The following is a 17431-nucleotide window of genomic DNA, read 5'->3' on the forward strand; positions in this document are numbered from 1 at the left end:
GCCCTGCGGCGCCCGTCCCGGGGCAGGGGCTCACCAGTCCCCGACGTACCCCGGGTCGATCTCCTCGGGGTCGCGGCCGAGCATGTGGGCGACCTGCTCGACGACGACGGTGCGGACGAGCTCGGCCAGGTCGTCGCGGTCGTGCGCGCGTTCCTCGACGGGCCGACGGTAGACGACGATCCGTGCCGCGAGCGCGCCGTCGGACGGGAAGTAGCGTCCCATCGGCACGCCCCGGCGGTGCTCCCACGGGGCCGGGTCGGACGGCGGGACGTCCTCGACGGCGAACTCCGTGCCCGCGAGCTGCCGCGACCATGTCCGTTCGATGCGGACGACCGTCGCGACGACGAGGTCGTCGAAGCGCTCGGCGCGCGTCCGTGCGGCCGGGAGGGTGGCCGGCATGAGGGGGCCGCGGAGGCCGCGACCGCGTCGGTCGCGCCGCCGCACGCCCTCGGCGGGGGTGGGGGCAGGGGGTCTCGGACGCACGTCCCCAGACTAGGCGTTCGTGCGCGGGGGCCGGTGCTCGGCGTGGGATTCGGGTCTGGGGGCCGTGGCGGCTTACCATCGGGAGCTGTGAGACCCGTTCGCCAGTGCACGAGGACCGCGTGCCCCCGCTCCGCGGTGGCGACGCTCACGTACGTGTACGCAGACTCGACCGCGGTCCTCGGGCCGCTCGCGACGCTCGCGGAGCCGCACAGCTACGACCTGTGCGCCGAGCACGCCGACCGGCTCACAGCCCCGCGGGGCTGGGAGGTCGTGCGTCTCGTCACCGACCACGTCGAGGCGGGCCCGAGCCGGGATGACCTGCTCGCCCTCGCTGACGCGGTGCGCGAGGCCGGCCGGGCGGCCGTCGCGCCGGTCCGCGGCCGTCACCTCGCGGAGCCCGCTCCCGTCCAGGTCGGGGAGATCGCACGCAAGGGGCACCTCCGGGTGTTGCGGGGCGAGGGCTGACGTGGCCGGGCCGACGCCGCGCCGCCGCCGCGGCGCACGACCTGCCGAGCCGCTCGGATCGCTGAGCTCGCCCGCACCGCTGTCCCCGGGGACGTGCGAGTGCGTCGGCTGCGGGGCGGAGGAGCTCACCCGTGTCGACATGACGCTCGCGGACGGCACGGACGTCGTCTTCGTCTCGTGCCACCGCTGCGAGACGACGAGCTGGATCGGAGCGACGGGCGAGGTTCTCGACCCGGACGACGTCCTTCCCCGGATGCGCAGGCCGAGCAGCTGACCATGTCCGCCCCGCGAGGGGACGGGGCGCGACGCGCCGCGCCGGACGGATCGAGGGGCGAGCACGTCCCACCACGACACGCAGGAGGAACGATGAGCGCGCAGAACGACGAGGGTTTCGCGGGAGTGCCGGTCGAGCCATGGGTGCGCGAGATCCTGCGCTGCCCCGCGACGGGCGCCGAGCTCGTCGACGGTGTCGGCCCTGACGGCTCGCCCGAGCTGTGGTCGACCGCTCCCGAGGGGGCGCTCGCGTACCCGGTCCGCGATGGGATCCCCGTGCTGCTCGTCGACGACGCCCGCCCGCTCTGAGGCCGGCGGCGGTGCAGCCACGGGCCGTCGCGCGCGCAGCGGACCTTCGGCCCTACACTGATCCGCGCCCCGTCCGGGGGCGAGGGCGACGTCGAGGGGACGACTGACCATGTCAACTGCCGGTGGAACCAAGGCGATCGTCGCGGCGCTGCTCGCGAACGCGGGCATCGCGGTGACGAAGTTCATCGCCTACCTGCTCACGTCGTCGTCGTCGATGCTCGCGGAGTCCGTCCACTCGCTCGCGGACTCGGGCAACCAGGTGCTGCTCCTCGTGGGCGGCAAGCGTGCGCGCAAGGAGGCGACCCCTGAGCACCCGTTCGGCTACGGCCGGGCGCGGTACGTGTACGCGTTCCTCGTGTCGATCATCCTCTTCTCCCTCGGTGGTCTCTTCGCGCTCTACGAGGCGTGGCACAAGTTCCAGGACCCGCACCCGATCACGTCGTGGCACTGGGTGCCGGTGGTCGTGCTCGTCGTGGCGATCGCCATGGAGTCGTTCTCGTTCCGGACGGCGGTCGTCGAGTCCAACCACGTGCGTGGACGGCTCTCGTGGCGGGAGTTCGTCCAGCGGGCCAAGTCGCCCGAGCTGCCGGTCATCCTCCTCGAGGACCTCGGTGCGCTCGTCGGACTCGTGCTGGCGCTCGTGGGCGTCTCGATGACGCTCGTCACGGGCAACGGCCTGTGGGACGCGGCGGGCACGGCGTCGATCGGCGTCCTCCTCATCCTCATCGCGATCATCCTCGGCATCGAGGTGAAGTCGCTCCTCATCGGTGAGGCGGCGACCCCGGAGAACGTCGCGGCGGTGCGCGCCGCACTCGAGGGCACGGGCGGCGTCGAGTCGGTCATCCACCTGAGGACGATGCACCTCGGACCCGAGGAGATCCTCGTCGCCGCGAAGATCGAGGTGACGGCCGTCGAGTCTGCGGCCGACGTCGCTGCCGAGATCGACGCGGCCGAGGCCGCGGTGCGTGCAGCCGTTCCCGACCTCAGGGCGGTCATCTACCTCGAGCCCGACCTGCGCCGCGCCGGGACGACGAGCCCGACCTCCTGATCCGTGCCCGGGCGGCCGCCCCGGGGTAGCGTGGGCACCAGTCGACGCCGGGGGGCAGGAGCCACGCATGGTCACGTACGTCAGCAGCTCGCGGACGGTGAGGGCAGCGCTTCTCGTCGTCGTCATCGCGCTTGCAGGGCTCGTCGTACCGGTCGGGGCGCCGGCGGCCGTGGCCGCCGCGCCGCCACGCCCCACCGTCACGGCGACGGTGTCGGCCGGAGGCCGTTTCCTCGCGGGGGAGCGGCTCTGGGTGACGGGCAAGGTCTCGGGCTCGTCCGCAGGCCGGTCGGTGCGGCTCCAGTCCAGCCCGGACGGCGCGTCCGGCTGGACGACGGTGTCGCGCACGTCGACGCGTGCGGGCGGTCGCTTCACGCTCTCCGTCCGCCCGTCGAAGAGTGGCAGGCTCCGTGTCGTCGCCTCGGCCACGGGGTCGTCGGCGTCGGCGACGAGCCGGACCGTCACGGTCGTGCGAGCGACGGGTTCACGAACCCTCACGAAGCGGGCGTCGACGCTTGCAGGGCGCGTCGGGGACGCGACCTCGGCGCGTCGCACGCTCACGCGGTCGCAGCGGTCGCGCACCGGGGTGAAGAACGTCCGCAAGGTCGTCCACCAGCGCTTCGAGAAGGGGCTGCTCGTCGAGGTGACGACGTCGTCGTCGCGCCGGACGTGGCTCGTCACGGGCAAGATCCTCCGGCGGTACCTCGCTGACGGCGGTCCGTCGGGCCGGTGGGGCGTCCCGACGTCGGATGCGCGCTGCGACCTGGCGGAGCGGGGCTGCGTCCAGAGCTTCGCCAAGGGCACGCTTTATGCAGCGCAGGGGGACCGGAAGGCGTCGTCGTCGGCTGCACGCGGCCGCATGGGCGAGGTCTTCGCAGTCGCACGCTCGCAGGTCGGCTACAAGGACCGCTACCCGGGCGTCGGTCCGCACACGACGAAGTACAACGCGTGGGTCGGTTCCGACAACGCGTGGTGCTCGATCTTCCTCTCGTGGTCGGGCGCAGCCGCGGGGCAGGCCGCGATCCCGGTCGCGAAGAGCTACCCGAGCTTCGTCTCGAAGGTACGGGCGTCCATGCCGACGGGCTCGAAGCCCCGCCCGGGCGCGCTCGCGTTCGTGAGCACCAGGCCCCCGCACTCCGAGGCGAACCACGTCATGCTCGTGACCTCGGTGAGCGCGGACGGCCGCTGGCTCAACGTCATCCACGGCAACTACGGTCCGGGCGGCGGTTTCCGTGGCGTGTCCGAGCAGAAGTGGTCGACCGCGAACCGCGTGAAGTTCTACGGCTACCCGCGCTACTGAGCGGGACGCGACTGTTCGTCACCGGGTACGCCCGTGGTCTCTGTGCCGCTGCGCACCTCGGCGCTGTGCACCTCCGTACCGCTGCGTGCCGCGTCGGCCGGTGCGCCGCGCCGGGCGGCCGCCTCGCGGTCGGTGAGCAGTCGCCCGAGCCAGGCCGGCCGGACGAGCGCGTCGACGCCCCGCGCGACGGGGTCGAGGGCGAGGATCGCCGTGAGGACGGCGGCGACGCCGACAGCGGCGGCGACCACCCACGGGCCCTCGAGCGCCTTGAGCGTCCCGGAACCGAGGAACGGCCGCACGAGCAGTGCGTGGACGATGTAGATGGCGAGGCTGTTGCGACCCCAGCGGGTGAGCCATGAGTCGCCGCGCGGCGCGACGAGGAGGATCGCGAGGGTGCCGAGGAGGCCGCCAGCGAGCGCGAGCGCACGGATGACGAGACCGGGCACGGGGTCGAGCTCGAGCTCACGGTAGGAGCCGTCGAGGAAGAACCAGCCACGGTGCACACGGTCCTCGACGACCACGCAGACGACGAGCAGCGCGACGAGGTAGGCGCCTCCGACGAGGCGCCACCTCCGTCCGAGCCCCCGGACGCGTGCGAGCGTCGCCGGCGTCGCACAGGCGCCGAGGACGTAGAACGGCAGGAACCCGACGACGCGGCCGAGGGAGAGCGTCGAGTCGAGCGCCCGCTCGAAGGGCAGAGCGAGGCTGAGGACGACGGCGACGGCGAGCGGGTGCCGGAGCACCCTGAGGACCGGGGTCGCGAGGCGCCACAGGGCGAGCGCGACGAGGAACCACAGCGTGAACGCCGGCGTGAGGAGCGTGACGCGGATGGCCGTGCCGTCCTGGACGGAGGCGATCGCCTCGTGCGCGAGGTCGAGCAGCACGTACGGGACGACGAGCGACGTGACGATCGCGGCCGCCTGGCGCGGGCTGCCGACCCAGCCCCGCGCGACGTACCCGGAGACCGTGACGAACGCGGCCATGTGGAACGAGTAGATCCACAAGTTGAGGACGTCGGCCTCTCGGGTCGCGAGCGGCGTGAGGACGTGCCCGAGGACGACGAGGCCGATGAGGAGGCCGCGCGCGTTGTCGAGGTACGGGTCGCGTGTGGTCACCAGCCGAGAATAGGTGCCCCGGTCGCGCGTCGCGAGCGACCCCGCCCCGTTCTGCTCTGGCCACGCCCGGGGCCCCGTGGCACTGTGGGGTGATGGCTCGTCGTCCCCCAGCTCGCCTGGTGCCCGGTCTCGTGCTCATGCTCGTCCTCGCGCTCGCAGGCCCTCTCGTGCCCGCGGCAGTCGCCGCGCCCGTCGTCGACGGCTCCGCAGTCCGTGCCGCGGCGTCCGAGACGCGTCCCACGGTGCGTCTCGCCGTGTCCTCGACGCGTCCCCGTGCGGGCGAGCGTCTCTGGCTCGCCGTGAGGGTGAGCGGCGTGACGAGGGCGGCGACGCGCGAGGTCGTCGTCGAGCAGCGCCGAGGGACGCGCTGGAACCGCGTCGTGCGTTCCCGGACGTCGGCGTCGGGGCGTCTCACGGCGCACGTCGTCGTCGACCGGCAGGACGCGTTCCGCGTGCGGGTGCTCGGTGCGGACGGCAGGACCGTCCGCACCGCGCAGCGTGCCGTCGTCGTGAGTCGCGGCGCACGCACGCTCGAGGCGCGCGCCGCCGCGCTCGGGACGACGCGCCTTGGCCGGCCCCTCGACAAGATCCGGACGCTCACCCCTGCGCAGCGCCGGGCGACGCGCGTCACCGGCCTCGTCAAGGTCCGGTCCCGCGAGTACGCCGGGGGTGTCCTCGTCGAGGTGACGCGCAAGACGTCGACGCGCACGACGGTCCGCACGTGGTTGGTCAGCGGTGCGACCGGTCGCTGGTATGCGGACGCGCGCGCGGCGAAGGGCCGGTGGGGCGTGCCCGTCGCCGACGGCCGGTGCGGACTGCTCGAGCGTGGATGCGTCCACAGGTTCTCGCGCGGGACGGCCTACGTCTCGCCGTCGAGCGGCGCTGTCGCGTCGACGACCGTCACGGGCGACCGCGGCGCGATGATCGCGGCCGCCCGCTCGCAGGTCGGCTACGTGAGGCGCGCGCCGGACCCGTCGCGACAGACGACGAAGTTCAACACCTGGATGGGGTCGCGGGCCGCGTGGTGCTCGTTCTTCCAGTCGTGGGCGTCGCAGGCCTCGGGCAACGGCGCTGCGGTCCCGAAGATCAACAGGTTCAGGACGTTCCGGTCGACGACGCTGCGCACCCTCCCCTCGGGCACGACGCCGAAGGTCGGTGCGCTCGCGTTCCGGCACACGACGGGGCCCGCGGGCGAGGCGACGCACGTCGCGCTCGTGAGCGAGATCTCGGGCGGCAGGGTGCGGCTCATCGACGGCAACACGGTCGGTCCGCTCCCCGCGGGACATCGCGGTGTGCTCGAGCGCTGGTTCCCCCGCTCGGCGGTCCTCTACTACGTCTACCCGTCCTACTGAGGGCGTCGCGGGACGTCGGGGCGCCCCGGCGCTCCGCTCATCGGTATCCTCGAGGGGTGGTGGACTCTCCTCTCGTGCGGCCCGGCGGCCGCGTCGTCGCTGTCGTCGTCGCCTTCAACCGCCGGGACCTGCTCCAGGACGCGCTCGACGCGCTCGCTGCGCAGACCCGGCCGCTCGACGCGATCCTCGTCGTCGACAACGCGTCGACCGACGACTCGGCGCAGGTCGCGAGGAACCACCCGGCGGCTCCCGTCGTCGTGACGCTCGAGCGCAACACCGGGGGCGCCGGCGGCTTCGCCGCAGGCCTCGCGCACGCGGTCGCGAGCCTCGGCGCCGACGGCGTGTGGCTCATGGACGACGACACGATCCCGACGCCGACGGCTCTCGCCGAGCTGCTCGCGGCATGGGCGACGCACCCGGGGCCGGTCGACGCCGCGGGCAGCCGCGTCGTGTGGACCGACGGGCGCGACCATCCCATGAACACGCCCCGGAGCCGGCCGGGCGCGAGCCGGGCGGCGCTCGCGGCCGCGCGCCGCGCAGGCGTCGTCCCGGTGCGCTCGACGTCGTTCGTCTCGATGCTCGTGAGCGCGGACGCCGTCCGCACGCACGGTCTGCCCGTCGCCGACTACTTCATCTGGAACGACGACTTCGAGTACTCGTGCCGGCTGCTGCGCGACGGGACGGGCCTCCACGTGCCCGCGAGCGTCGTCGAGCACCGCACGAAGACGTTCGGCGCGACGGACGCCGACCCGGGGGACCGGTTCTACTTCGAGGTGCGCAACAAGATCTGGATGTTCACGCGGTCGCGCGCGCTCGGCGGCGGCGAGCGGCTGCTCTACGGTGCGTCGACGCTGCGTCGCTGGGCGCGGACGGTCGCGCGGTCCCAGGCGCGTGGCGTCCTCCTGCGTGCGGGGGGTCGCGGTCTGCGTGACGGCGTCCTGCGACGACCGCGTCCGACGTCCGAGGTCCTCGCGGGCCTCTCGCTCGCGGACGACGTCGTGGTCCTCGACCGGTCCGTGCGATGACGGGCGAGCTTCCTCCGTTCTCCGTCCTCCTGCCCGTCTACCGCGGCGATCGCGCCGAGTTCCTCGCGCGCGCGTTCGACGCCGCGACCGTCGAGCAGGAGCTGCGTCCCGACGAGGTCGTCATCGTGCGCGACGGCCCCGTCGGGCCCGAGATCGCGGCGGAGCTCGTCGCGATCCGGGAGCGGGCGGTCGTGCCGGTGACGCTCGTCGAGCTCCCCGAGAACGTCGGGCTCGCCCGTGCGCTCGAGGCGGGGCTCGCGCGCTGCGCGCACGAGGTCGTCGCGCGTGCCGACGCGGACGACATCTCGCTCCCGCGGCGCTTCGCGGAGCAGATCCCTGTCGTCGCGGCCGGCGCCGACCTCGTCGGCACGGCGCTCGTCGAGTTCGACGACGACGAGCACGTCACGGGCGCGCTGCGCGTCCTGCCGACGGACCCTGACGAGATCGCGCGCTACGCGCGCTTCGCGGACCCCTTCAACCACCCGAGCGTCGTCTACCGTCGCTCCGCGGTCGCGGCGGCGGGCGGCTACCAGGACCTCCACCTCATGGAGGACTACCTGCTCTTCGCGCGCATGATCGCGCACGGCGCGAAGGTCGCCAACCTCGCCGAGCCGCTCGTCAAGTACCGCACCGGCGCGGGCTCGTACGCGCGCCGCGGCGGGCGCTCGCTGCTGCGCTCGGAGCTCTCCCTCCAGGGGACGTTCCGGCGCGAGGGGTTCACGAGCACCCCGCAGGCCGTCCGCAACGTCGTCGTGCGGGGCGGGTACCGTCTGGTCCCGGAGGCCGTGCGTCGCGTCGCGTACAGGTCCGTCATCCTGCGTCGTCGCGCGGGGGAGAAGGAGTCGTGACCATGGGAGCAGACCTCGTCGTCGTCGGTGCGGGGCTCTTCGGGCTCACGGTCGCCGAACGCATGGCGTCCGCGGGCCGGCGCGTCGTCGTCCTCGACCGGCGCGACCACCTCGGTGGCAACGCGTGGAGCGAGGTCGAACCGACGACGGGCATCGAGGTGCACCGCTACGGCGCGCACCTCTTCCACACGTCGAACGAACGCGTCTGGGAGTACGTCAACCGCTTCACGTCCTTCACGGACTACGTGCACCACGTGTATACGTCGCACCGCGGCGAGGTCTTCCCCATGCCGATCAACCTCGGCACGATCAACCAGTTCTTCCGTTCGTCGCACGGGCCCGACGCCGCGCGGGCGCTCGTCGCGGAGCAGTCCGCCGAGCTCGACGGCAAGCGGCCCGAGAACCTCGACGAGAAGGGCGTCTCGCTCATCGGCCGTCCTCTCTACGAGGCGTTCATCCGCGGCTACACGGCCAAGCAGTGGCAGACGGACCCGCGGGATCTCCCGGCGTCGATCATCTCGCGGCTGCCCGTGCGCTTCACGTACGACAACCGCTACTTCAACGACACGTACGAGGGCCTGCCGACCGATGGGTACGCGGCGTGGCTCACGCGCATGGCGGACCACCCGAACATCGAGGTGCGCCTGTCGACCGACTTCTTCGACGACTCCCACGAGCTCTCGAAGGACAAGGTCGTCGGGCGCGTGCCCGTCGTCTACACGGGGCCGCTCGACCGCTACTTCGACCACGCGGAGGGGCGCCTCACGTGGCGCACGCTCGACTTCGAGCAGGAGATCGTCGAGACGGGCGACTTCCAGGGCACGTCGGTGATGAACTACGCCGACGAGGACGTCCCCTTCACGCGGATCCTCGAGTTCCGCCACTTCCACCCCGAGCGTGACCTCCAGACGGACCGCACGGTCATCGTCCGTGAGTTCTCGCGGTTCGCGGACGAGGGCGATGAGCCGTACTACCCGGTCAACACCGCCTCCGACCGTGAGATGCTGCTCCGCTACCGCGAGCTCGCGGCGGCCGAGCCGAGAGTGTTCTTCGGGGGCCGCCTCGGCACGTACCAGTACCTCGACATGCACATGGCGATCGGCTCGGCGCTCTCGATGGTCGACAACCAGCTCGCCGGTCTGTGGGACGAGGCATGAGCGCGTCATCGTTCGGCTCCCGCCAGGTGCGGGCGCTGCAGCGCTGGGTCATGGGCCGCGCGCGCCGCTCGCGCTTCTTCCCCGTGACGATCCCGGACCGCCTCGGCCAGGACGACGAGCTCGCGGGAACGTCGCTGCCGCACCGGGTCGTCGTGTTCTTCCCGGACACGCTCGAGAGCCTCTACCAGCTGCGCCCGTGGGTGCCGGCGCTCGAGGCGCTCGACCGCGTCGCCCGGACCGTCGTCGTCTGCCAGGACTCCCGCACCGCACGTGCCGTGCGGGAGGCGTCGAGCCTCGACGTGCTGACGATCGCGCGCTACGGGCGCATGGACGACCTCCTCGCGCGCAGCGACGTCCGCGTCGCCCTCTACGTCAACCACTCGCCCCGGAACTTCGAGAACCTGCGGTTCACGTCGCTCACGCACGTCTATCTCGGACACGGCGAGTCCGACAAGGGCGTGAGCGCGTCCAACCAGGTGAAGGCGTACGACTTCTGCTTCGTCGCGGGGCGTGCGGCTGTCGAGCGGCTCGTCGCGCACGTCCCGCGGTACGACGCCGAGGCCCGCTGCGTCATCGTCGGTCAGCCGCAGCTCGACTCGAGCGGGCTCCTCACGCTGCCGCAGCGCACGCCGGGGGAGCGGACGGCCGTGCTCTACGCGCCGACGTGGGAGGGCGCGCAGCCGTCGGTCGCCTACTCGTCGGTGCTCAGCCACGGCGTGCGCCTCGTGCGCGCCCTGCTCGACGACGGCCGCTACGACGTCCTCTACCGGCCTCACCCGCTCACGGGCGTGACGTCGGCGGAGTACGGCGCGGCCGACGCGGAGATCCGCGCGCTCGTCACGGGTGCCGGCGGCGCGCACCGGGTCGACACGTCGCCCGACCTCGCCGCTGCGTTCGCCCGGGCCGACGTCCTCGTGTGCGACGTCTCCGGCGTCGCCCTCAACTGGCTGCCCACGGGCCGTCCCTTCCTCGTCGCCCGCCCGGGTGGGGACGCGGTCGTGCCCGAACCTGCGCCGATCCTCGCGCCCGAGCGCATGCTCGACGCCGACGAGGACGCCGCGACCGCGGTCGCGCGGGCCCTCGCGGAGTCGGACGACGATGCCGCGCGTGCGCTCGTCGAGCACTACCTCTCCGACGTCACGCCGGGCCGTGCGACCGCACGGTTCGTCGCCGCCGCGGCGGCGCTCGTCGCCGGCCTCGACCCCCGCTCCGACGCTCCCGCGGGGGAGCCCGGGTAGGACGACTGCCGAGGAGGCTGACACAATGCAACGTCGGACAACCGGACGGACGGGACCTGTAGGGATGGACGCGTGACGACAGACGCGACGAACGACGCGACGGCGGGGATGACACCTGCCGAGATCGCGGAGCGGTACGGGCTGCACCAGATGGGTGTGCGACCCGGGCTGCGTGAGTACGTGCGCTCGCTGTGGACGCGCCGCGACTTCATGCTCGTCCTCGCGCGTTCGAGGGCTGAGGCCGAGAACCAGAACACGTACCTCGGACGTGTCTGGGACATCCTCAACCCGACGCTCAACGCCGCGGTCTACGTGCTCATCTTCGGCCTCCTGCTCAAGACCCGCGACGGGATGACCAACGTCATCGGCTTCATCGTCGTCGGGACGTTCATGTACAAGTTCTTCCAGGATTCCGTCACCGGCGCCGCGCGTGCGATCCCGCGCAACCTCAACCTCGTGCGGTCGCTGCACTTCCCGCGGGCGGTCCTGCCGATCTCCTCCGTGCTCGCCGAGCTCGCGATGCTCCTGCCGGCGCTCGCCGTCATGGCCGGCTTCGTCCTCGTCTCCGACCGCTGGATGCTCCATCTCGACTCGACGCCGAACTGGCGATGGCTCCTCATCGTGCCTGCGGTGCTCCTGCTCTTCATGTTCAGCACGGGAGCGGGCTTCGTCCTCGCGCGGCTCGGTGCACGCTGGCCGGACGTGCTGAACTTCCTGCCGTTCGTCCTGCGGATCGGCATGTATGCGTCGGGCGTGATCTTCAGCATCGATCACTACCTCGCGGGCGGCGGCGTGCTCGCGACGATCATGAACTACCAGCCCGTCGCCGTGTACCTCAACCTTGCACGTCAGGCGATGCTCGACGAACCCTCCGCGCAGCTGTCGGGCGAGCTCTGGCTCGTCGGGCTCGCGTGGGCCGTCGTGACGCTCGTCGTGGGCTTTGTGATCTTCTGGCGCGACGAGGCGAGGTACGGACGTGACTGACGAGTTCGACGTCGAGGTCGACGCGGACGACCTCACCCCGATGACGGACGGCGAGGTAGTGCTCGGCGATCCGTCGGTCGTCGTCGACGACCTTCACGTGACGTACCGGATCCTCGGCACGAGGCGCAAGGCCGTCGAGGCTGCTCCGCAGGGCAGGATGCGCAAGCTCGTCGGCCGTTCTCTCGGGAGCACGGGCGGCGTCACGGAGATCCACGCCGTCCGTGGCGTGTCGTTCGTCGCGCGTCACGGCGAGTCGATCGGCATTGTCGGGACCAACGGCTCGGGCAAGTCGACGACGCTCCAGGCGCTTGCCGGCCTCATCCAACCGTCCCAGGGTTCCGTGTACGTCGCAGGCATCCCGTCGCTGCTCGGCGTGAGCGCGGTCCTCGTACGCAAGCTCACGGGCGCGCGCAACATCATGATCGGCGGGCTCGCCCTCGGCCTCACGAAGGACGAGGTCGAGGAGCGGTTCGACGAGATCGTCGAGTTCGCCGACATCGGCGACTTCGTGCACCTCCCCATGACGACGTACTCGGCGGGCATGGCGGCGCGGCTCCGCTTCGCGATCTCGACGGCCGCGGTGCCCGACGTCCTCATGATCGACGAGGCGCTCGCGACCGGCGACGCAGCGTTCCGGGAGCGTAGCCGCCAGCGCGTCGACGAGATCCGCCGGCAGGCGGGCACGGTGTTCGTCGTCTCGCACTCGCTCGCCTCCATCAAGGCGATGTGCACGCGTGCGATCTGGATCGACAAGGGGCTCGTCCGGATGGACGGCCCGGCCGAGGACGTCACCGCGGCCTACCACGAGCACACGAGGGCCCGGTCCGGGCCCGCGAAGGGCTGACCCATGCTCCGCAAGATCGGCGCGATCGCCCTCGGCAACGTCGCGGTCCTCGTCAACGCGGCCGCCGCGCTCGGCGCGCTGCTCGTCGTCGGCGCGGTCGAGGGCGGACTCTGGGTGATGATCGCGGCGGGTGTCGCCGTCCTCGCGCTCCTCCGTCCGGTCGGCGCGGTGCGGCGCGCGCTCCGGCGGCCTGACGCGACACCCCGGCCGAGCCGCTTCGGTCTCGGCAGCTTCGCGGTGTCGCGCTCCTTGGGCGCGGTGCTCGTCGCGGTCACGAACCCCGATGCCCTCGGTTTCGTCGTGGCCGGGGCTCTCGTCCTCGGGGTGCTGGCCGAGACGGTGCTCGGACGTGCCGAGGCGGCGTGGGAGCCCGCGGCAGCGAATGCTCCATGGGCTGCACTCGCGCGTACCCCGCGCACCGTGCACCTCGTCGCACCTGGGTCGGTGCTTGCGATGGTCGTCGCGCTCGTCCTGGCGGCTCTCGGCACCAGCATGGTCCCCGCGCTCGGCCTCATGTCCCTCGCGCTCGCTGCTCTCGTCGGCGCTGGTGTCTGGGCGCTCCTCGCGCGACGCGACCGGCTGCAGGCCGAGCAGGGGCTGCGTGGCGGGCTCGAGGAGTACGCGCCGCGCTTCGTCCTCTACTGGGAGGCCGGGCTCGAGACGACGTACCAGATCAGCATGTGGCTGCCGTACCTCGAGCAGATCGGCGAGCCCTTCGTCGTCGTGCTCCGGCACCCGCGCAACCTCGAGGCCGTCGCGGCGCTCACCGACAGGCCCGTCGTCGTCGTGCGCGCGATGGACGGCCTCGACGACGTCCTCGTCCCGAGCCTCACGACCGCCTTCTACGTCAACAACTCGATCCGCAACTGCCATTTCGTGCGGTTCACCGAGCTCACGCACGTGCAGCTCAACCATGGGGACTCCGACAAGGCACCGAGCTTCAACCCGGTCATGCGGATGTACGACCTCAACTTCGTCGCAGGGCAGGCGGCGGTCGACCGCTATGCGGCGAACGGCGTGACGACGCGCGAGGACTTCTTCCGGATCGTCGGACGTCCCCAGGTCGCCGACGTCGCGCCGGCCGCGGCGCGGCCCGCGGACGCACCGCTCACGGTGCTCTACGCGCCCACGTGGGCCGGGTTCATGGCGGACTCGAACTACTCCTCGCTCCTCCAGGGGCCGGACATCGTCCGCGAGCTGCTGCGGCGCGGAACGACCGTCGTGTTCCGCCCGCACCCGCACGCGTGGCGGTCCCGCAGCCTCGCCGCCGCGTGCAGGGAGATCGAGCAGCTGCTCGCGACGGACGCCGCCGCGACTTGTCGCGCGCACCTCTTCGGCGAGGTTGCGGCCCAGCAGATGTCCGTCGTCGACTGCTTCAACGCGGCGGATGCGATGGTGTCCGACGTCTCGAGCGTCGTCCCGGACTTCCTCTTCTCCGGCAAGCCGTTCGCGCTCGTCGCCGTCGGCACGACGACCGAGGACTTCGTCGCCGCCAACCCGGTCGCGGAGGGCGCGTACGTCATCGACGAGGAGCTCACCGGGCTCGGTGCCGCGCTCGACGACCTCCTCGGCCCCGATCCGCTCCGGACCGACAGGCTGCGCCTGCGCACGGCGTACCTCGGCGACGTCGAGCGCGACGACTACGTCGGGCTTTTCCTTGACGCCGCGCGTGAGGTCGTGCGGCGCGAGCGCTGACCCGTGGCCGTGCGTCGCGCGGCTCAGGACGTGGGTGGGAGCCCGAGCTCGTCGCGCATCACCGCGACGAAGCGGTCCGCGTAGCCGTCGCGCGGCAGGTCGCCGAGGTAGTGGCGGCGCAGCTCCTCCCGTCGGGTGCGCGCGGGGTCGGGCCCGAGGGCGAGGTCGAGCACCGCGGCGAGATCGGTCCGGGCCGTCGTGCCGTCGACCGCACGGACGACGTACCCGCCCTCGGCGAGCGGCACGTCGACGCGGAGGTCGTCGGCCGTCTGCTGGGTCGCGAGCAGCACGTAGGGCTTCTCGGAGTAGAGGAAGTCCCCGAGGACGCTCGAGATGTCCGAGAGCATGATGTCGGCGAGGTTGAAGCACTCGACGAGGTCGACGTCCTCGGCGCGCGGCCCGTGGACGTGGTCGACGCCCGTCGTGGCGCTGTCCTCCGTGAGCAGCTCGATGATCGCGTCGCAGCACTGCGCGAGACGGCTGTCGTTCCGTGCGAACGGGTGGGGCCGGAACACGACGCGCACACCGCGTTCGAGAAGCTCACGGACGAGGTCGGCGCCGACGCGCAGCGACGTGTAGTCGGAGTCGATGTAGAAGCCGCGCCACGTCGGGGCGTAGAGGACGGTCGTCGGCGTGCGGTCGACGTCGGGCGCGGGGAGGACGCCCTCGACCTGCGGCCGCCCGACGATGCGGAAGAAGTCGTCCTGGACGCGCACTGCGTTGGCAGCGAACCGGTCGATCGCCGCCTGCCCGGCGACGTAGTTGCGGTCGTAGAGGCGGAACGCCGGGTTGTGGCTCGGCGCCTTGTCCGAGTCCCCGTGGTTGAGCTGGACGTGCGTGAGGTTCGAGTAGCGCACGAGGTGCTGGTTCTTCGTCGCGGTGTTGACGTAGAGCGCGACGCGGAGGGACGGGGTGGCCGCGACCTCGTCGAGCTGCTCAAGCGCGGGGCGCACGATGATCGGCACGGTCGCGGCCTGGCAGATGTCCGGGATGTTGAGCGGATCCCGCAGCACGATGACGTAGGGAGCGCCGACACGGTCGAGGTACGGCAGCCACATGCGTACCTGGTAGCCCGTCCCTGGTATGGACTCCCAGTGAAGGAGCATCGCGGGGGCGACCTCGGTGAGGAGCTCCGGGATCCGCCGCTCGAACCGTTGGCGGGCGGTGGTCCGGCGGAACGCGTCGACCCCGAGCGTGGCGACGAGGCCGAGCGTCAGGAACGCTGCGACGAGACCGACGACCTCGCCGCGGCCCGTGACCTGGCCGAGGATCGCGCACACAGCGGCGATCAGCCATGCGAGCCACGCGAGCGTCGGGTCGAGGAGCGGCCAGTTGCGGACGGGGCCGTAGCCCGCCGGGACGTTGAACGCGTACGGGACGGCGCGGCGCAGCAGCGTGCGCAGGACCGGCTCGGCGAGGAGCGCCGCTGCGAGGACGGCGAGCGTCGCCATGCGCGGCACGTCGCCGCGTGACGTGGGGACGAGGGCGGCGAGCACGACGAGGCGCGGCACGACGAACGTGCCGACAGCCGTGCCGTCCGCGAGGACGAAGCGCCCGTGGCGTCCCCCTGGCGTCCGCCCGATGAGCCGCCGCTGGAGGACGAGGGCGAGGGCGAGCGGAACCGTGAGGGCGCCGATAACCTCGACTGGAGGTGTGGCGGCCGCAAACGCCCATGCGATGAGGGCGACGCCCGAGACGAGCAGTGGCCGCGCCCCGAGCGTGTAGAGCTGACGCACGCGCGCGGGAAGGTGCCTGCCCCACGCGAGCGGTTCGTCGTCGACGGCGTCCGCGGCGTCCACGGATCAGGCGGTGGTGTTCTCGGAGAGCTCGGCCTCGGTCTCGTCGAGCGCGCTCGCGATGGCCTCGCCGCGGTCCTGTGCCTGCTCGCGACGCACGTCGATGACGAGGCCTGTCGCGTCGGAGACGAGGACGTCGAGAGAGGACTCCGCGACCGCCTCGGCGGAGAGGAGCGAACCCGGGGCCTCCTCGCCGAACGCCTGCGTGCGCATGGGTGTCGCGGTGCGCTCGGGGTTGACGACGTTGACCTTGATGCCGACGCCGGCCCACTCCTCCGAAAGCGCCTGCGTGAGGTTGACGACCGCGGCCTTGGTCGAGGAGTACAGCGCGTAGTTCTCGCGGCCGCGCGTGTAGGACGACGACGTGAAGTAGAGCAGGTGGCCGCTCGTCTCGGCGAGATACGGGTAGGCAGCCTTGGCGACGTGGACGGGGGCGAGGTAGTTGACGCCGATCGTTTCGGCGATCTGCTCCTCGGTCGTCTCGGCGAGGCGGCCGATGCGCAGGACTCCCGCGGTGAGGACGACGGCGTCGATCTTGCCGTGCTCGGCCTTGGTCTGCGCGAACGCGGTCGCGATGGACTCGTAGTCCTCGACGTGGAGGCCGGTCGTCGACCGCCCGTGGGCGACGACGTTCGCACCTGCGGCCTCGGCGATGCGGGCGATCTCCGCGCCGATCCCGTAGGAGCCGCCGAGGATGACGATCGTCCGGTCGCGCAGGAGCTCTGAGCGCTCGGCGGCCGTGAGGTGGCTCGGCCCCTGCGACGCGAGCTGGAAGAGCTTGTCGGCGATGAAGAGGTCGACGGGGTGCGTGACCTTGATGTTGTGCTCGGCCCCCGCGACGGTCTTGATGGGGACCTCGGGCAGGTACTTGAGCACGACGCCGCAGTCGTCGGTCGCCGCGAAGTACGGGTCGTCGAGCGCCTTGGCGTAGGCGGCGCGCAGGACCGAGAGCTTGAAGGCCTGGGGCGTCTGGCCCCGGCGCAGTCGGTTGCGGTCGGGGATCGAGGAGATGACGTCGTGCGCGTCGACCTCGACGATCGTGTCGGCCGACGGGATGACGACGTCGACGGCGCCGTAGGAGTCGAGCGCGTCGACGCAGTCCTTGATGACCCGCTCGTCGAGCAGAGGGCGCACTGCGTCGTGGAGGACGACCTTGCACTCCTCCTCGCCGAGGGCGTCGAGGACGCGGCGCGTCGTCTCGTTGCGCGTCGCGCCGCCCTCGAGGATCCGCGTGAGCTTGCCGTAGCGGCTGCCGAGGAGCGTCGCGACGTGCTCGGACCAGCCGGGAGTGATCATGACGACGAGCTCGTCGATCTCGGGGCTCGCGTCGAGGGCGCTCACCGTGTGCTCGAGGATCGTCTTGCCGGCGATCTTCACCATCTGCTTGGGCACCTTGAGCCCGAGACGAGCACCGACGCCTCCGGCGAGAACCACTCCGACCGTGCGCACAGGACGACTCCTTCGTTTTGCTTCGGGCGCCCTGCGGGACGCCGCCGGTCCAT

The 17431-nt window shown here is 72.1% G+C and carries 17 protein-coding genes; 13 read left to right on the top strand and 4 right to left on the bottom strand.

The window, feature by feature from the left end:
• Positions 1–30: 30 nt before the first annotated feature.
• A complete protein-coding gene (locus tag IGS67_RS05410) occupies positions 31–483 on the bottom strand; it encodes a metallopeptidase family protein (RefSeq protein WP_328741634.1) in 453 nt (150 codons plus the stop codon).
• Between the two features lie 87 nt (positions 484–570).
• Between IGS67_RS05410 and IGS67_RS05415 the strand changes: the two genes are divergently transcribed.
• From IGS67_RS05415 to IGS67_RS05435, 5 genes are all read left to right on the top strand, one after another.
• Entirely contained in the window at positions 571–948 is a 378-nt protein-coding gene (locus IGS67_RS05415; protein ID WP_192278595.1) for a DUF3499 domain-containing protein, read from the top strand.
• A gap of 1 nt (position 949) precedes the next feature.
• Positions 950–1222 carry a hypothetical protein gene (locus IGS67_RS05420; protein WP_192278597.1) on the top strand — a complete coding sequence of 91 codons (273 nt, stop codon included), beginning with the start codon at positions 950–952 and terminating at the stop codon, positions 1220–1222.
• A gap of 92 nt (positions 1223–1314) precedes the next feature.
• A complete protein-coding gene (locus IGS67_RS05425; protein WP_102509247.1) occupies positions 1315–1530 on the top strand; it encodes a Trm112 family protein in 216 nt (71 codons plus the stop codon).
• A 109-nt stretch (positions 1531–1639) separates the two neighbouring features.
• Positions 1640–2578 carry a cation diffusion facilitator family transporter gene (locus IGS67_RS05430; protein ID WP_192278599.1) on the top strand — a complete coding sequence of 313 codons (939 nt, stop codon included), beginning with the start codon at positions 1640–1642 and terminating at the stop codon, positions 2576–2578.
• 67 nt (positions 2579–2645) lie between these two features.
• Positions 2646–3875, top strand: coding sequence for an LGFP repeat-containing protein (locus tag IGS67_RS05435; RefSeq protein WP_192278602.1), 1230 nt, complete (start codon positions 2646–2648; stop codon positions 3873–3875).
• Here the strand turns inward: IGS67_RS05435 and IGS67_RS05440 are convergent.
• Entirely contained in the window at positions 3869–4990 is a 1122-nt protein-coding gene (locus IGS67_RS05440; RefSeq protein ID WP_192278604.1) for an acyltransferase family protein, read from the bottom strand. The genes IGS67_RS05435 and IGS67_RS05440 overlap by 7 nt on opposite strands.
• Positions 4991–5082: 92 nt before the next feature.
• On the opposite strand from IGS67_RS05440, the gene IGS67_RS13810 reads away from it, so the two are divergent.
• The 8 genes from IGS67_RS13810 to IGS67_RS05475 all read left to right on the top strand — a co-directional run bounded on the left by IGS67_RS13810 (position 5083) and on the right by IGS67_RS05475 (position 14133).
• The gene (locus tag IGS67_RS13810) at positions 5083–6342 is read left to right on the top strand and encodes a hypothetical protein (protein ID WP_235977744.1); all 1260 of its coding nucleotides are present in this window, start codon (positions 5083–5085) and stop codon (positions 6340–6342) included.
• 56 nt (positions 6343–6398) lie between these two features.
• Positions 6399–7367 carry a glycosyltransferase gene (locus IGS67_RS13815; RefSeq protein ID WP_328741642.1) on the top strand — a complete coding sequence of 323 codons (969 nt, stop codon included), beginning with the start codon at positions 6399–6401 and terminating at the stop codon, positions 7365–7367.
• Positions 7364–8215, top strand: coding sequence for a glycosyltransferase (locus IGS67_RS05450; RefSeq protein WP_192278609.1), 852 nt, complete (start codon positions 7364–7366; stop codon positions 8213–8215). Before IGS67_RS13815 ends, IGS67_RS05450 begins: the two co-directional genes overlap by 4 nt.
• Before the next feature lie 2 nt (positions 8216–8217).
• Positions 8218–9372, top strand: a complete 1155-nt coding sequence (gene glf, locus IGS67_RS05455) for a UDP-galactopyranose mutase (RefSeq protein ID WP_192278611.1) — start codon at positions 8218–8220, stop codon at positions 9370–9372.
• Positions 9369–10610, top strand: a complete 1242-nt coding sequence (locus IGS67_RS05460) for a CDP-glycerol glycerophosphotransferase family protein (protein WP_192278613.1) — start codon at positions 9369–9371, stop codon at positions 10608–10610. Before glf ends, IGS67_RS05460 begins: the two co-directional genes overlap by 4 nt.
• Before the next feature lie 72 nt (positions 10611–10682).
• Positions 10683–11594 carry an ABC transporter permease gene (locus IGS67_RS05465; RefSeq protein WP_328741645.1) on the top strand — a complete coding sequence of 304 codons (912 nt, stop codon included), beginning with the start codon at positions 10683–10685 and terminating at the stop codon, positions 11592–11594.
• Positions 11587–12438, top strand: coding sequence for an ABC transporter ATP-binding protein (locus IGS67_RS05470; RefSeq protein WP_328741647.1), 852 nt, complete (start codon positions 11587–11589; stop codon positions 12436–12438). The genes IGS67_RS05465 and IGS67_RS05470 overlap by 8 nt, the downstream gene beginning before the upstream one ends.
• Positions 12439–12441: 3 nt before the next feature.
• Positions 12442–14133 carry a CDP-glycerol glycerophosphotransferase family protein gene (locus IGS67_RS05475; RefSeq protein ID WP_192278615.1) on the top strand — a complete coding sequence of 564 codons (1692 nt, stop codon included), beginning with the start codon at positions 12442–12444 and terminating at the stop codon, positions 14131–14133.
• A gap of 23 nt (positions 14134–14156) precedes the next feature.
• Here the strand turns inward: IGS67_RS05475 and IGS67_RS14315 are convergent, their stop codons facing one another.
• Together IGS67_RS14315 and IGS67_RS14320 are read right to left on the bottom strand one after the other, a co-directional pair.
• The gene (locus tag IGS67_RS14315) at positions 14157–15932 is read right to left on the bottom strand and encodes a CDP-glycerol glycerophosphotransferase family protein (RefSeq protein WP_192278617.1); all 1776 of its coding nucleotides are present in this window, start codon (positions 15930–15932) and stop codon (positions 14157–14159) included.
• Between the two features lie 3 nt (positions 15933–15935).
• Complete coding sequence (locus IGS67_RS14320; protein ID WP_192278619.1) at positions 15936–17378, bottom strand: SDR family NAD(P)-dependent oxidoreductase; 1443 nt, start codon at positions 17376–17378, stop codon at positions 15936–15938.
• Positions 17379–17431 lie beyond the last annotated feature (53 nt).

Source organism: Flavimobilis rhizosphaerae (assembly GCF_014852685.1).
In the GTDB taxonomy this organism is placed as follows: Bacteria; Actinomycetota; Actinomycetes; order Actinomycetales; family Cellulomonadaceae; genus Flavimobilis; species Flavimobilis rhizosphaerae.